The sequence below is a fragment of the Streptomyces daliensis genome, from assembly GCF_054782395.1.
In genome coordinates this window covers 1-14,372 of record NZ_BAAGSO010000120.1, presented here as the reverse complement: position 1 = coordinate 14,372, position 14,372 = coordinate 1, and the positions used below count along the sequence as shown (strand labels likewise).

The window sequence follows — 14,372 nt, the reverse complement described above, 5'->3', positions numbered from 1 at the left end:
CACGGGCTCTTATGAGGGCCCGTGCGAGTCATGACCTGACCGCCGCGACCGGGGAGACACCCGTGGAGTCCCGCCTCGACCCTCAGCACGTCATCGACCAGCTCGGCCTCTCGCCGCATCCGGAGGGCGGCTGGTACGCGAGTACCTACACCAGCGGCATCGACGTACGGCTGCCGGAGCGCACCGGCGGCGGCCGTCCCACCGCGACCCTCATCCACTACCTGCTGTCGCCGGGCGAGGAGTCCGCGTGGCACGTCGTCGGCTCCGACGAGATCTGGCTGTGGCACCTGGGCGGCCCGCTCGTCCTGCGCACGGGAGGCGCGGGCCCTGAACCCGATACGGGAACGGCCGGCGGACCCGGTTCCGGAGGCGTCATCGAGACGCCGCTGGGCCCCGACCTCGGCGCGGGGCAGCGGCTCCAGGGCTTCGTTCCGGCGGGCACGTGGCAGAGCGCGCGGCCCGCGGGGGACGAGGCGGTGCTGGTGAGCTGCGTGGTGTCGCCAGGCTTCGACTTCGCCGACTTCCGCCTCTACGAGGGCGCGGCGCGCGACCGTACGACGGCCGAACCGGAACCCGATCCGGAGCCGTGACCCGGCCCTACGGGGACGCCGCGTGACGGGTGCGTCACCAGGTGCGTCAGGCCGTGACCCGCAGCCGGTCCAGCGCGCACCGGGTGGCGCGCGTGTCCGGGTGCTCGGGCCCGAGCACCCGCTCGCGGTGGCCGAGGGTGTCGCGATAGAGCCGCTCGGCGCCCACCCCGTCCCCCGAGCCCAGGAGCGCCCCTGCCAGCCCGTGCGCCGCCTCCAGGACGTGCGGGTGCTCGTCGCCCATCTCCTGGCGCAGCGTCTCCAGGGACTCCCGGTACATCTCCTCGGCCTGCCGGTGCTCGCCCCGTAGCGCGAGGATGTCCGCGAGGTGCGTACGGGCCCGCTGTACGCGCCGGTGGTCGTCGCCCACGTCGAGGCCCAGCCGCGTCAGCGCGTCCCGGTAGATCCCCTCGCCCTCGCACGGGTCGCCGCCGTGCGCGACGATCCGGCCCAGCAGGAGCAGCGCGGTGAGGGTGCGCTGGTGCTCGGCGCCCAGCACCCGCTTCCGGTCGGCGACCACCGCGCGCTGCGTCCGCTCCGCCTCCGCGAGGTTGCCGCGCCGCCACAGCACGAGGGCCAGGTTGTGCCGCGCGACGAGCGTCTCGTGGTGGTCGGCGCCCAGCACCCTGGTCTCCGTCGCCAGCAGCTCGCGTATGGTGCGCTCGGCCTCCTCGTAGGAGCCCTGCTCGTAGAGCGACCAGCTCACGTTCGCCCTGGTCACCAGCGTGTCCGGGTGCTCGGGCCCGCGCAGCCGCTCCTCGACGGCGAGCACGGCGCGGGTCAGCTTCTCGGCCTCGGCGTGCTTGCCGCGCTGCCACAGCACCATGGCGAGGTTCTTCCGCGCCGTGACGACCTCGTCGTGATCCGCGCTGAGCGCGTCGGCGTGCGCGAGGGCGTGCCGGATGAGGACCTCGTTCTCCTCGTCCGAGCGCGCCTCGATAAGGGCCTCCACAGCGCGGTTGAGGGCGTGGCAGGCGTGCGCCACGACCCCGGCGTCCCCCGTGGTGAGGCGGTCCATCAGCGCGTGCGCGTGGGGGGTGAGGGTGCGCCACCTGGGCCAGTCGGCCGTGCGGTGCAGATCGAGCCGGTCGGTGGCGGCGGACAGCAGCTCGGCCGCCGCCGCCTGCACGGCCTCCGGCCTGTCCGCCTCGCCCCGCCGCACCCGGGACGCCTCCGCGACGAGCGGGTGGACGAGCACGGACGGCTCACCGGGGCGCTGCGCGGGCGCGCTGCTGATCAGCCCGAACCTGGCCAGCCCGCTGAGCCCGGCGAACTGCGCGGCCATCGGATCGTCCCCGTCGAGCAGTCCGTGCGCGGCCAGCAGCTCGGGGTCGAGGACGTGGACGGGGAACGGCTGGGTCGGCGCGTAGTACGACAGCAGCCGCAGCAGCGGTCGCGCCGACGGCACGCCCTGCTCGGCGAGCTTGTTCAGCGACAGCTCCCACGTCGTCGTGACCCGGCTGCGCGGGTCGTCGGCGCGGTGGCCGCCGACGGCGGCGAGGTCGAGGAGGTGGATGGAGCGCTGGGCCTCCCGGAGGTACCCGGCGAGGTCGAGGGCCGCCAGGTCGGAGCCGAGGTAGCTCCCGGCGAGATGCAGGGCGAGGGGCAGGCCGCCGAGCTGCTGGGAGAGGGTGCGGGCGCGGAGGGTGTCGTGGCCCGTCGTGCGGGGGCCTGGGCCTGGGCCTGGGCCGGGGGGCGGTCCGGGGAGGGAGGGCCCTGAGACGACGGCGGGGCCGGTACCGGGGGCTGCGACGGTGCTGGGTGCTGCGACGGCGCCAGGGGGGCCGGTCGCACCAGGAGCCCCGCCCGTCTCGTCGGACCCGGCCGTACGGGAAGCCGCGTCCGTCTCGTCGGCCCCGGCTGTCCCAGCCGCCCCGGCGCCGTCCGGAGGGGGCTCCGTGCGCATCCGGTCCAGCAGGATCAGCGCGCCCACACCGGGCTCGACGGTGCCCACCCGGCGCAGCCGCGCGTGGTTGCCCCACACGGCGCCGTCGACGATGCGGCTCGTCACCAGCACGGTGCCGGAACGGCTGGGCCTGATCCAGCCCGTGCCGCCCGCGAGGTCACCGGCCGGGGCCAGCGTCGCGGGGTCGTCGGCGTTGTCGAAGACCAGCAGCCAGCGGTGCGGACAGGCGTCCAGAAGCCGCCAGACGAGATCGATACCGGCTGCCGACGACGTACGCGCCCGCGTCAACTCCGTCTCGCTGGCGCCGAGTTCGGCCGCGAGAGTGAGCATGCCGCCGCCCAGGCTGGAGACGTCGGCCGCCGACACCCACCACACCGGGTGCCCACGGGTGCGCGCGTACTCGGCGACCTTGAGCGCGACGGTGCTCTTGCCGATGCCCCCCATGCCCGCGAGGACGTCGACGACCGCGGCGCCCTCGTGCCCCGCCCCGTCCCCGTCGCGCAGACGCGCGTACAGCTCGCCGAGCAACTGCGCGCGGCCGTGGACGCGCGGGAGTTGGCCGAGCGGGGGTGCGAGGACGGCGGAGGTGGGCGGGGGAGTGGGCGCGGGTGCGGGTGCGGGTGCTGGTGCTGGTGCTGGTGCGGGTATTGGTGCTGGTGCGACGGGCGCTTCGGCCGTGCCTGGCGTGCCAGGCGTGCTGGACGTGCCGCTCGGCGCGACGGCCCCCTGCGGACGCCGTACGGGCGGGGTGCCGTTCCCCCTCCGCGCCCTGGGCGGCGCCGGGTGCGTCCCCTTGGCGGCGTCGTACGCGTCACGGCAACGCTGGCGGATCGCGGCGGCGTTGGGGAACGGACGCCCCTGCTGCGCCGCGATCTTGATGACGGCCTCGACGACCGGCGCCGCTCCCTCGTGCCAGGAACGGGGGAGGCTCGCGCCCTTCATCCACTGGCCGATCGCGGTACGGCCGATGCCGGAGACCGACTCGATCATGCGCAGGGGCAGCCCGGGATCCGGCGCGGCGGCCTGGGCACAGGCACTGCGAAGTTCGACGGCGAACGGATTGTCGCGCTCGCCGTGGTCGGCTGCGGGCAACGTTCCCCCCTGACAAGCAGACACGGACGCCTTGGAAGGCGGACAGCCTAGGCCGTTGACCTGCGAAGACACGAACTCACTGTCCGGGACCGTCCGTAAAACCTTCCCGGATCGTAACCCCTTCGGGCACTGTCTACCCGTACCCGCCCGCGAGAACGGCCGGGGACGAACAGCACAAGAAAGACAGCGGGTAATGAGCAAGGCAGTTCGCATCACCACGGCGGCCACAACCGCCACGATGCCCACCCTCGCCTCGACCGCCCGCCACCACTGACCGACCGCACCGCCGGTGCGGGTCCTCCCACCCCATGGGGAGGCCCGTTCACCGATGCCAGCTGGTTCTGGCTGTTGGAGCCGCACGGGGGCGACCTCCACCAGCCAGAACCAGCTTTTTCCGTTCCCGGCCCCCTCCCGCGGCCCGGTGACCCAGCCCACTCGCCGCCCTCTTCCGGGACCCCTCCCTTGTGAGCCCGCCCATAGGGCCCACGTCATATCGGAAGACCGGTAGTAGCCCCGCACGGAAGCCGCGGCCCACCCATGAGGGCTCGCCGGGCAAAACGGGCGAAGACCCTACGTAATCGGGTAGTACGTCACATTCTTGCCACCCCTCCGAGGCGCCGCTAACCATGGCTGACGTACCGGGGAGCACCACGCCGGATCGAGCGACCACCGCTCGGCTCGCACCGTTCCGGCACCCGGCGAGGAACCGACCTCCGCGCCGCGCTCCCCTCACGTCCCCCCTTCTCGGAGAGGTACTTCCGCATGTCCTTCCGCACCATCGCCCCCGCCGCCACCGCCACCGCGACCACCACCGACGCCGCCACCGCCACCGCCACGGCCACGGCCGCCCCGGCCCGGAACGCCCGCATCCGCAGGTTCTCCGTCGCCGGTCTGGTGACCACGGGCGCGGCGGCCGTCGCCCTCACGCTGGCCCCGTCCCCCGCCCACGCGCAGGACCAGGGCACGATGAGCGCGTCCGCTGCCACCACCTCCGCCGCGAGCGTCTCCGCGCAGGCCGCCTCGGTGGGCAAGGGCTCCTCCTCCGGCAACCTCGACGGCTGGATCCACGAGGCGCTGGACATCATGAAGGCGAAGGGCATCCCCGGCAGCTACGAGGGCCTGCACCGCAACATCATGCGCGAGTCCGGCGGCGACCCGAACGCCCAGAACGGCTGGGACGTCAACGCCCAGGCGGGCACGCCCTCCAAGGGCCTGCTCCAGGTCATCCAGCCGACGTTCGACGCGTACCACGTGGACGGCACGGCCAACAGCCTGACCGACCCCGTCGCGAACATCACCGCCGCCGCCAACTACGCCGCCGACAAGTACGGCTCCATCGACAACGTCGACTCGGCGTACTGAGCCGTAGACCCACCGAGCGCTCGGTGAGCGAGAACCGCGAACAGCGAGGAACAGGCAGCAGCTCATGTCGCACGAAAGCGGGAACGAGGCGCGTACCCCCGCGCCGGGCAGCCCCGCGCCGCCCGACCCCGGGACCCCCGGGGACCCCTACGGGCAGCAGCCGTCGCCCGCCTACGGGCCGCCTTCCTACGGAGGACCGGCGAAGGCGCGCCGCGGCAGGCGGCGGGGCCTGAAGATCACCGCCTGGGCCGTGCTCGGAGTGCTGCTGCTCGGCGGCGGAGGGCTCGCCTACTTCTGGTCCCACCTGAACGGGAACCTCAAGGGCGTCGACGTCGACGCCAAGCTCGGCCACGACCGGCCCAGCGGGCAGAAGGACGGTTCGATGAACATCCTGCTGCTCGGCTCCGACTCCCGCGCGGGCGCGAACAGTCAGTACGGGGAGGACCAGGGCGGCGCCCGCGCCGACACCGCGATGGTTCTGCACGTCGACAAGTCCCACAAGAAGGCCAGCGTCGTCAGCATCCCGCGCGACACCGAGGTCCAGCGGCCTCGGTGCGCCGACCCCCAGGGCGGCACCGTGCGGGGCGAACAGCAGGCGATGTTCAACGAGTCCTACCAGGTGGGCGGCCCCGCCTGCACCATGAAGACCGTGGAGAAGATGTCCGGCCTGCGCATGGACCACTACCTCCAGGTCGACTTCACGGGCTTCAAGAAGCTCATCGACGAGCTGGGCGGCGTGGACATCACCACGGACAAGGCCATCAAGGACGACGCCAGCCAACTGTCCCTGACCTCGGGCACGCACAAGCTCAAGGGCGAGCAGGCGCTCCAGCTCGTCCGTACGCGCCACGGCGTGGGCGACGGCAGCGACCTGGGTCGCATCCAGCTCCAGCAGGCGTTCATCAAGGCGCTGATCCACCAGGTCGACTCGATCGGCCTGCTCAGCAACCCGGCGAAGACCTACGACCTGGCCGACACCGCCACCCGTACCGTCAGCGCCGACTCCGACCTGGCCTCCACGGACAAGCTCCTGGGCCTGGCCAAGGACCTCAAGGGCATCAAGCCCTCCCACATGAACATGACCACCCTCCCGGTCACCTACGACCCCCAGAACCAGGAACGCGTCCTCCCCCTGAAGCACGCTTCCCACAAGGTGTGGACGGCCCTGCGCCACGACGACCCGATCCCGAAGTCGGCAACGAAGAACTCGGTCGGCGACCAGGCGGACACGGGCGTCACGGCGGGCGGCTGACGCCGGAGTCCCGTGCCCCGTCCCGCATCGGACGGGGCGCGGGTCTCAGCTCGGCTGACGCAGAGACCGCAGAAGGTCGAGCAGTCCCCTGAGCGGCCTGAGCTGTTGCTCCGTCACCGGGTCCGGGCTGAAATGCATGAGCTGATTGCGGAAGACACGGCACTGGTCGAGTGCCGCGAGGAAGAGTTCCTTGTCGATGTTCCACCCAAGGGCTTCCCAGTTCTTCTCGTCCCGCAGGACGTGCTTGTAATCCCCCATCGAGAGATCCGCCGCAGAGCTGACGCGCGAGCCCATCCTGGCCCGCTTTCGGATGTCGTCCAGGGGAATTCGCGCGTCGAGAGCCCGCCGCAGATGCTGTTCGATCTCTTCGACCAGTACGAAGGGACGTACTCGCGTCTCGAACTCGCCCGTGAGATCGGCAGCGGTGACAATGCCGCACACCTTGTGCGCGTCATCGCGTACGAAGACATATCCCGTCTGCTGAATTTCGACGATCCAGTCCAGCAGGTCGTCCGACCGGTTGGCCTCCCGGACGGGAACCGTGGCCGCTGACAAACCCGCCCCGGCGTCGACGAGGTGAGCACGGCTGATGGACTCCCAGCTCACCGCGCCGAGGAGACGGCCGTCGCCGTCCAGGACGGGGAGTTGGCTGTACCCCTTGAGCGTCATCAGTGTCACGGCCGTACGAAGGTCGTCCCCGGCCCGCACGCTTTCGGGAACGGCATTCGCCGACTCCACATTGCTCACGAGATAAGCGATCTCGTCGGATTCCACCGGCGCGACGGCCGGCTCCTCCGGAGAGGCTTTCTGTTCGTCCTCCACCACGCTCGCGACGGGCACCAGGCTCACCATGCTGTCAAGGCTTCCCTCGGTGAAGTGAGGGACTGTGGCGAGCCCTTGCTCGGTGAGAGCCTCTTGAACGCGCGAGATGACGGCAGCCTCGCGGCGCTGCTCGTCCCAGACTTTGAGGAGGTCGCGGACGGAGATCGTCAGAGGCGACGCCTTGTCCGCACTGCGAGCCGCTTCGAAGAGTTTCTCCGGTTCATCGAGACCGGCGGTCAGCGGATCGGCATCGGGCCGCCCAGGGTCCGTACCGCCCGAGGCGACCTTCGCGATGCGCTCCGCCGCGCCGAACCTTCGCAGCTCGAATACGGTGAGCAGAGAGCCCATACTGTCCTGGATATCGAGCTGGAACCGGTCGCGCTCGGTGTTCTTCACCGTCCACGTGACGTGGCGGATGTGAGGAAAGTCCTCATTGATGTCCGGCCGGTATTCGTAGCCGCTCGCGATCGTGCCGATCGCGAGCCGCGCGTGAGGCAGCGGCACCACCACGAGGTCACCCACGGCGATGTCGTTGTAGAAGCGGTTGAGCTGACCGGTCCAGTTGGCGCGGGTGAACGTGCTGTGTGTGGGATAGGCGGTGGCTACGGCGTTCTTGATATGCGTACGGGTGCCGAGTTCACCAAGATCGCCGATCTCTTTCCAGCCGAGGAGCACGACCCCTCGGGCCAGCGCTGTCTCCGCCTGCCGCCCTTCCCGGCCGGCCCTGACTCCCCACGCGCGCATGCTCTCCCCTGACGTCCGCGTTGTCGCTTCGGTACCTGGGCAGCACACCATGCCCGCTGGGCGCTGTGCCATGCCTTACGCGGAGAACACCACCATTTGGTGCCGGACACATCCGTCCGCGCACACGACAACGCCCCGCGTCCCAGGACATCCCTGGTGGCGGGGCGTTTCGGTACCTTGCGTGAGGTACCCCCGACAGGATTCGAACCTGCGCACACGGCTCCGGAGGCCGGGGGAGCGGGATGCGCGAAATGGCGGCTGACCTGCGGGGGAGTGAGGGCCGGGCCGACCGGCGAGCAAGATCATTACGTTATTACTACGTGATCGGCCTGTCAGGCCCCGGCCTGCCGGGTAGCGTCGGAACCATGGTCTCGGACGCATCGGATCTCTCGGACGGTGGCGCATCGCACGGCGACGCAACGGAGTTCACGGAGCAGAGCGCGGAGGCGGTCCTCCGGGACGCGTGCTCGACCGTCGACCTCGACCCGTCCGGCGCGGAGCTGCTGAGGCTCGGCTCCAACGCCGTGTACCGGCTCTCGACGGCTCCCGTCGTCGTCCGTATCGCCCGTGACCCGGAAAGTCTGGAGAGCATGCGCAGGGCTGTCGGAGTGGCGCGCTGGCTGGAGACGGAGGACTTCCCCGCGACGCGCGTGCTGTCGGGGGTGGAGCAGCCCTCGGTCATCAGGGGCCGCGTGGTGACCTTCTGGGAGAACGCGCAGGACGCGGAGGAGTACGCGCGGCTGGACGAGCTGGCCGACCTGCTGCGTCGCCTCCACTGGCTGGAGGAACCGGAGAGCCTGGGCCTGCCGTACTTCGACCCGTTCGCCAAGGTGTGGAGCGGCCTGCGGGCGTTGGACGGCGTGACGGCGGAGGACCGGACCTTCCTGGAGGAGCGCGCGGAGAAGCTGCGCAAGGGGTACGACGCCCTGGACTTCGTGCTCCCCTTCGGCCTGATCCACGGCGACGCCAACATCGGCAACGCCCTCCGCGACCGCGACGGCCGGGCCATCCTGATCGACCTCGACGGCTTCGCCCTCGCCCACCGGGAGTGGGACCTCGTCCTGACCTCGCTCTACTACGACCGTTTCGGCTGGCACACCCGCGCCGAGTACGAGTCCTTCGTCCACCACTACGGCTTCGACCTGATGAACTGGCCCGGCTACCCGGTGCTGGCCGACGTGCGCGAGCTGATGATGACGCTGTGGCTGGGGCAGCAGGCGGCCACGAGCACCAAGTCCGCGAGAGAGTTCGCGCACCGGGTGGAGGCGATCCGTACGAACGGCAGTCGGCGCGACTGGAAGCCGTTCTGAGGCCACGGCGCGACCATCACGCCCCTGTGGCCGCCCACAGTCTGTGGTCCGCTGCCTGCGCGTAGAACTCGCGCACGGTGGGCGCCGTCCCCAGCGCGCCGAGATGCCGCCGGAACTCCGCGAGGTAGCTCACGCACCGCGCCGACTTCAGTTGCTCCCCGAGGTCGAGCGCGTCCAGCGCCACCCGGCACGCCTCCTCCGGATCACCGGCCCGGAGGTGGGCGTCCGCCAGGACCATCGTGGCGAAGAAGTCGCTGCGGACGTGGCTGCCGCTCATGGCGTTCTCCGCGTGCGCGACGGCCTGCCGGGCGCTGTCCACGTCCCGGAAGCAGTGGGCGGCCTCGGCGGCGAGTTCGGCCTCGTCGAAGTAGGTGATCCACTCGGGCTCGTCCCCACTGTTCCGGCTCTCCAGCGTCCTCGTCGCCTCGGCGAGTGCCTTCTCGCACGCTCGCGTATCGCCCGTCCGAGCCAGCGCGCGGGCCTCCATCGCGTGGAACTGCGCCATGAGCGTCGGGGTCGCCACCCCCGAGATGCCCATACGGGCGGCCCGCGCCAGCGTTGCCGCCTCGGTGTAGTTACCGAGGAACGTGGCCTGATGGCTCATCGCGGAGAGGATGCTCCCCGCGAGCCTGCGGTCCCCGCCGTCCTGGGCGAGCCGCAGCGCCTGGAGGAAGTACCGCTGGGCCAGGCCGTGGTGGCAGGCGTCGTACGACATCCACCCGGCGAGCAGCGTCGACTCCGCGACGGTGGAGAACAGTGCCCGCCCGACTGCTTCTGTGTACTGCCCGTTGAGCAGCGGTGCCACGTCCCGGCTGAGGTACTGCACGACGGCCTGGCGTGCGTGCTGCCCGCCGAACCGGTCGTCTAACTGGGCGAACACCTCGCTGGTCGACCTGATCGTGGCCACGTCCGCGATGCCGACGCGTACGCTCCCCGGCTTGGGCGGAGCGGGAGCAGCCGGTTCAGGGGCTACGAGCCAGCGCAGCGACGCCTCGTTCCACGCGGGCTGGGACGCCTCGGAGTGGAGCAGCGGCTCGTAGCCGTGGAGGTCCGCCCGCCAGAGCTGGTCGACGGCCCGGAACGCGTCCTCCGGTGTCGGCGGATACCGCGCGTCGAGGAGGTGGGCGTCCTGTCCGGCGAGGTGGCTGAGTCCCAGCTCCGCAGGCGTCCTGCCCAGTGCCTCGCAGATCAGCGGCCCGTAGAACTCGTCCGGCACGCTGTGCCCGTTCTCCCAGCTCGCGATCCGGCGCTTCACACTGTCGTCCGTCGGGAGGGATTGGCCCCTGTGCGCGGCGGACCGACGCATCTCGCTCACGAGCCGCAGTTGCCCCCAGCCGCGTTCCTTGCGCGAGGCGCGCAGCAGCGGCCCGAAGGGCTGGTTCGTCTCGACGGTGATCGCCTCCCCTGCCGCTCACGCTGGGTCACCTGCTCCCGCGCCGACTCTACGGAACACGTTCCGCCTGCGTCTGCGGGTTGCCCGCGTCACGCACGGTCCTGGAAGGGGTGACGGGGGGTGACGCCCGCTGCCGTGACACGTCATCCCCCGTCACCCCTCGTCATCTGAACAGGCCAGGGGGCCGCGGGCCACGGTGGTCGTACCGCGGTCGACAGGCCGCCAGGTGAGACACGGAGGCGAGCGACGTGCAGATGATGACGAGGCGCGGACTGGTCTGGCTGTCGGCGTCGGCCGAGGACCCCGCCGAGTGTCGCGCGACGTGGGCCGCCGACCCCCGCAGCCCGTACGCACTGCCGACCGGGCACTACTTCGACGTCGTCGCGATAGAGCAGCGGGTAGGGCTGGAGACCTTCGACCAACTGGCCCGGCGCGCCATGCCGCTCGGCCCGGTCATGGCCGACTGGGCTTCCCGGCTGACCGGTTTCTTCCTGCCTTCCGGCATGCAAGCGACCTTCGACGGCATGATGCGGCGCGAGACGAGCGACCGGCTGGAGTACCGCTACCTGAGCGTCGACTCCGTCGTCGTGGTGCCGGGGCCGATGCCGCTGAGCGGGGACCGCTACACCTGGCTGCGCGCGCCGATGCGTCGGCCGGAGGCCACTGCGGCTCGCGTCGCGGCGCTGGCGGCCATGTTCGTCGCCTCGGCGGCTCTGGTGGCACGCGCGGACCGCTACGGGCTGGAGCGCGAGAGGGTCGTGACGGTCCCGGCGAAGGACGAGGAGACTCCCGGTGCACGGTGACTCCGCAGAGCCTCGCGACGATGCTCACTGGTCCCCGCTCGACAGCCGCGAATGGCGCGCGGCGCGGGACGCGGTGAGCGCGCTGCGCGACGTCCTGATCGCCGCTGGCTTGGAGCGCGAGTTCCCTTACCTCCGCGCCGACCTGAACGTCTTCGGCCACGGCCTCATCGAAGTCGGCCGCATCTCCCCGGAGACCGCCGAACGGGTCGCGGAACTGCTGCGGCTGGCGCTGGACTGCCCGCACGGTCCGCACGGGGGGCATGCCGACGACGGCGGCTCGAAGACCGACAACTGACCGATGCTGAGGCGACGAGGAGCGGAAGCCATGACCGACCCACGGGGCGTATGCGCCTGTAGCGCGGAAGAACTGATGCCTGGAGTCCCGTACGTGCGTGGCTGGGCGGAGGGCAGGCGGGGCGCTGATGCCTTGGCCGAGGTACTGTCCGCCGTCGGCCTGGACTCCGACTTCCCGATAGCTCAGCTCCAAGTCGTCCCCGGCAAGGGCGGCTCCTCCAAGGCTGGCGGTTTACTCACCCCGTCGCGGACCACCTGGCGGAGCTGGGGCACCGGGGCCCCGTCTGGCAGACGCAGCGCCCGCGCTTGGTCGGGGAGGGGCGTGCGGGTGCGGACGTGTTCTGTGAAGTGAAGTTCGTGGCCTAGCTCGGCCAAGGCGTCGAAGGCCAACAGTGATTCGTCCGGTGGGAACGGGGGAGGTCGGCTAGGGCGAGTGCGGTGTTCGTGCGGGTGGTGGCGGCGTCCGCGGCGTTCGTCCGCTGGAGCCCGTCGGCCTCGGCGTAGTGACCTGCGGTGTCACGGCGGATGCCGCGCGGGCGCGTGTGGCTGGGGTGAGTGGACGAATCTGCTGCGCCTTGCCGTCACCCTGGCCAGTCCGGAGGCGAGCAGCTTCGGGCGGTGTATTCCGAAGCACTTGGCGAGTGCTTCCTCCGCACCCGCCCTCGCACACAACAACGCCCCGCTTCCCAGGACATCCCTGGTGGCGGGGCGTTTCGGTACCTTGCGTGAGGTACCCCCGGCAGGATTCGAACCTGCGCACACGGCTCCGGAGAGAACGCGCCGATCACTATCGGAACCCCTCTTGACCTGCGGCGGAGCATCAGGCGGGCATGGTTGGCAGTGAGGCGTGTCGGGCGTGTGTCGCAGGGCGCATCCACCGCCCATGATTCGCGGGTTGTACGCGTGTTGATATCAGAGGTTGATGTCAGCGGGCGCCCTGCCCACCGCCAAGAGGTGCGAGCTGGCTGCAAGCAGCTCGGGGTAGGGCTCAGCCAGTCGTGCGGCTGTCAGCGCAGACTCAAATAGGTCGTCCGTTGGCCCGGGGCCGGGCTGCTGCTCCGCAGTCTTCAGGAGGGACCATGCGGGACCTTCGATGCCGAACACCGCAACGTCGGTCAGCCCTGTTTCCCGCATCTCCTGGGCGAGTTCTTCCGCACGGTGGAAGTAAGCGAGCGTGAAGCCTCGTTTCCCGTCGTAGACGGCAGTGCGGAGGATGGAGGAAATCGACTCCTGCATTCGCTGTTTTTGAAGGTGCGCGTATGAGACGTGCTCGAAGATGGACGCGTACCGGTTGATCGCAGCGGCAGCCACGAGGCCGCCCGGCTTGGCTACGCGGCGAGCCTCACTGAGAGCCGCTTGCCTGTCCTTCTGCTCCGGCAGGTGGTAGAGCGGCCCGAAGAGCTGCACCACGTCATAGGTTCCGTCCGCCGCGGTGAGGTGACGTGCGTCTCCTACTCGGGCGTCACACACCTTGGCGGCTTGCTCGACGTGTCGGCTTACGGGGTCGATCAGCTCAACCTCGTAGCCGTCGCCGGTCAGCCACTCAGCGTGAACGCCAGTTCCTCCGCCAACGTCCAGGACCCGGGCCGGGGGCTTCGGCAAGAACCGCCGCATCAACTCCTTCGTGCGGAGCAGTTCGAGACGCCCGTCCGCCGATGCGCGCAGCCGCTGGTCCTCATCCGCGTCACGGGAGTAGAACTGCTCGACCTCGGGCGCCAGCTCTGGTTTCGACATGGCAGCAGTATCCTGTGTACCGGTGGACCAGTCCACCCTAGCTACCGATAGGGGAGCCATGGCACTGCTGAAGTACGAGGAGATCGCGGAGTCCCTTCGGTCCCGTATCGCCGCAGGCGAGTTCGCACCGGGCGAGACGATCCCGTCCGGGCGAGACCTCGCTGAACAGTGGTCCGTTTCGCGAGCTACGGCCATCAAAGCCGTGGATACGCTGCGCAATGACGGTGTGGTCGAAGCGCGACAGGGGACGGGGTTCGTCGTCACCGAGACGCCCGTGGCGCGGCCAGCGGGTGCCCGTCGGGCAGGCTCGGCACGGGTGAGCGGCGGGATGCCGTTCCTGCGCGTGGGCGAGCCGGATTGGGTCGCACCACCCCCCCACGTGGCGACGGCGCTTGGGCTGGACGCTGACGTAAAGGCTCTGCGGCGAGTTCGCGTGCTGCAACTGCCGGAGGGCAGCCCGCACAGCTACGTGCAGGCGTGGTTCCCGCCCGACATCGCTGAACCTTCACCTCGGCTAGCCCAGGTCGCCCCCATCACCGAGGGGACGACCCGCTACGTGCGCCGACAAACCGGCCGCTTCCCCGCCGAAGGGGTGGACGTGACGACGGTGCGCTTGGCGACAGAGGAAGAGCGCGAGCACCTCGCCTTGTCGCACCCAGCGGCTGTCGCCGTGGTCCTGCACACCGCATACGACCAAGAGGGGCGCCCGTTGGTCTGCGAGGAGGGCGTCACGCCCGGTGCTCTTCACGAGCAGGTGGAGACGTATGCGATGTAGCCCCCGCCCTCACATAGAGCTGGACCGGTCCGCCGGTCCAGCTTTTTATTTTCTCAAATAACCGTTCTACCTGCATGTTTGATGTCGTATCAACTCCGAGCACATTCGCATGGGTTGACTGGACCGGTCCACCGGTCCAGTCTATGACCTGCAAGCGCACCGCCCGGCGGCTCCCTCCTCGGAGGGCGTCAGACCGCAGTTCGCCGGAGTGGTTGCTGGTTGAGAACTGAACAGTGAGCTTCCCGGCGCTACGACTAGCCGACGTTCCCGAGCAAGAGATCTGCGGAGGGGCGTCACC

General features: G+C 70.4%; 11 protein-coding genes. 7 read left to right on the top strand and 4 right to left on the bottom strand.

Features of this window, described 5'->3' with window-relative positions:
• Positions 1–62 precede the first annotated feature (62 nt).
• Positions 63–590: a cupin domain-containing protein gene (locus tag ACYVOO_RS34560; RefSeq protein WP_461019676.1), complete on the top strand. Its 528-nt coding sequence runs from the start codon at positions 63–65 to the stop codon at positions 588–590.
• A 46-nt stretch (positions 591–636) separates the two neighbouring features.
• Here the strand turns inward: ACYVOO_RS34560 and ACYVOO_RS34555 are convergent, their stop codons facing one another.
• Positions 637–3,585 carry a tetratricopeptide repeat protein gene (locus ACYVOO_RS34555; protein ID WP_461019675.1) on the bottom strand — a complete coding sequence of 983 codons (2,949 nt, stop codon included), beginning with the start codon at positions 3,583–3,585 and terminating at the stop codon, positions 637–639.
• A 762-nt stretch (positions 3,586–4,347) separates the two neighbouring features.
• Here ACYVOO_RS34555 and ACYVOO_RS34550 point away from each other — a divergent pair.
• Positions 4,348–4,947 carry a transglycosylase SLT domain-containing protein gene (locus ACYVOO_RS34550; RefSeq protein ID WP_461019674.1) on the top strand — a complete coding sequence of 200 codons (600 nt, stop codon included), beginning with the start codon at positions 4,348–4,350 and terminating at the stop codon, positions 4,945–4,947.
• A 64-nt stretch (positions 4,948–5,011) separates the two neighbouring features.
• Entirely contained in the window at positions 5,012–6,199 is a 1,188-nt protein-coding gene (locus ACYVOO_RS34545) for an LCP family protein (protein WP_461019673.1), read from the top strand.
• A gap of 45 nt (positions 6,200–6,244) precedes the next feature.
• Here ACYVOO_RS34545 and ACYVOO_RS34540 read toward each other — a convergent pair whose 3' ends face one another.
• On the bottom strand, positions 6,245–7,765 hold the full coding sequence (locus tag ACYVOO_RS34540) for a CBS domain-containing protein (protein WP_461019672.1): 1,521 nt from the start codon (positions 7,763–7,765) through the stop codon (positions 6,245–6,247).
• Between the two features lie 365 nt (positions 7,766–8,130).
• On the opposite strand from ACYVOO_RS34540, the gene ACYVOO_RS34535 reads away from it, so the two are divergent.
• On the top strand, positions 8,131–9,075 hold the full coding sequence (locus tag ACYVOO_RS34535; RefSeq protein WP_461019671.1) for a phosphotransferase: 945 nt from the start codon (positions 8,131–8,133) through the stop codon (positions 9,073–9,075).
• Between the two features lie 16 nt (positions 9,076–9,091).
• Here ACYVOO_RS34535 and ACYVOO_RS34530 read toward each other — a convergent pair whose 3' ends face one another.
• Positions 9,092–10,330 carry a hypothetical protein gene (locus ACYVOO_RS34530; RefSeq protein ID WP_461019764.1) on the bottom strand — a complete coding sequence of 413 codons (1,239 nt, stop codon included), beginning with the start codon at positions 10,328–10,330 and terminating at the stop codon, positions 9,092–9,094.
• A 392-nt stretch (positions 10,331–10,722) separates the two neighbouring features.
• Here ACYVOO_RS34530 and ACYVOO_RS34525 point away from each other — a divergent pair, with 392 nt between their 5' ends.
• Positions 10,723–11,271, top strand: coding sequence for a bifunctional DNA primase/polymerase (locus ACYVOO_RS34525; protein WP_461019763.1), 549 nt, complete (start codon positions 10,723–10,725; stop codon positions 11,269–11,271).
• A complete protein-coding gene (locus ACYVOO_RS34520) occupies positions 11,261–11,566 on the top strand; it encodes a hypothetical protein (RefSeq protein ID WP_461019670.1) in 306 nt (101 codons plus the stop codon). The genes ACYVOO_RS34525 and ACYVOO_RS34520 overlap by 11 nt, the downstream gene beginning before the upstream one ends.
• 911 nt (positions 11,567–12,477) lie before the next feature.
• Here the strand turns inward: ACYVOO_RS34520 and ACYVOO_RS34515 are convergent.
• Entirely contained in the window at positions 12,478–13,299 is an 822-nt protein-coding gene (locus ACYVOO_RS34515) for a class I SAM-dependent methyltransferase (protein ID WP_461019669.1), read from the bottom strand.
• 58 nt (positions 13,300–13,357) lie between these two features.
• On the opposite strand from ACYVOO_RS34515, the gene ACYVOO_RS34510 reads away from it, so the two are divergent.
• A complete protein-coding gene (locus ACYVOO_RS34510; RefSeq protein ID WP_461019668.1) occupies positions 13,358–14,074 on the top strand; it encodes a GntR family transcriptional regulator in 717 nt (238 codons plus the stop codon).
• Positions 14,075–14,372: the final 298 nt, after the last annotated feature.

What these genes read in the sequence shown, in the direction of transcription:
- ACYVOO_RS34550 (WP_461019674.1), top strand. Translation starts at nt 4,348, where the DNA reads ATGTCCTTCCGCACCATCGCCCCCGCCGCCACCGCCACCGCGACCACC.
- ACYVOO_RS34545 (WP_461019673.1), top strand. Translation starts at nt 5,012, where the DNA reads ATGTCGCACGAAAGCGGGAACGAGGCGCGTACCCCCGCGCCGGGCAGC.
- ACYVOO_RS34540 (WP_461019672.1), bottom strand. Translation starts at nt 7,765, where the DNA reads ATGCGCGCGTGGGGAGTCAGGGCCGGCCGGGAAGGGCGGCAGGCGGAG.
- ACYVOO_RS34535 (WP_461019671.1), top strand. Translation starts at nt 8,131, where the DNA reads ATGGTCTCGGACGCATCGGATCTCTCGGACGGTGGCGCATCGCACGGC.
- ACYVOO_RS34525 (WP_461019763.1), top strand. Translation starts at nt 10,723, where the DNA reads ATGATGACGAGGCGCGGACTGGTCTGGCTGTCGGCGTCGGCCGAGGAC.
- ACYVOO_RS34515 (WP_461019669.1), bottom strand. Translation starts at nt 13,299, where the DNA reads ATGTCGAAACCAGAGCTGGCGCCCGAGGTCGAGCAGTTCTACTCCCGT.
- ACYVOO_RS34510 (WP_461019668.1), top strand. Translation starts at nt 13,358, where the DNA reads ATGGCACTGCTGAAGTACGAGGAGATCGCGGAGTCCCTTCGGTCCCGT.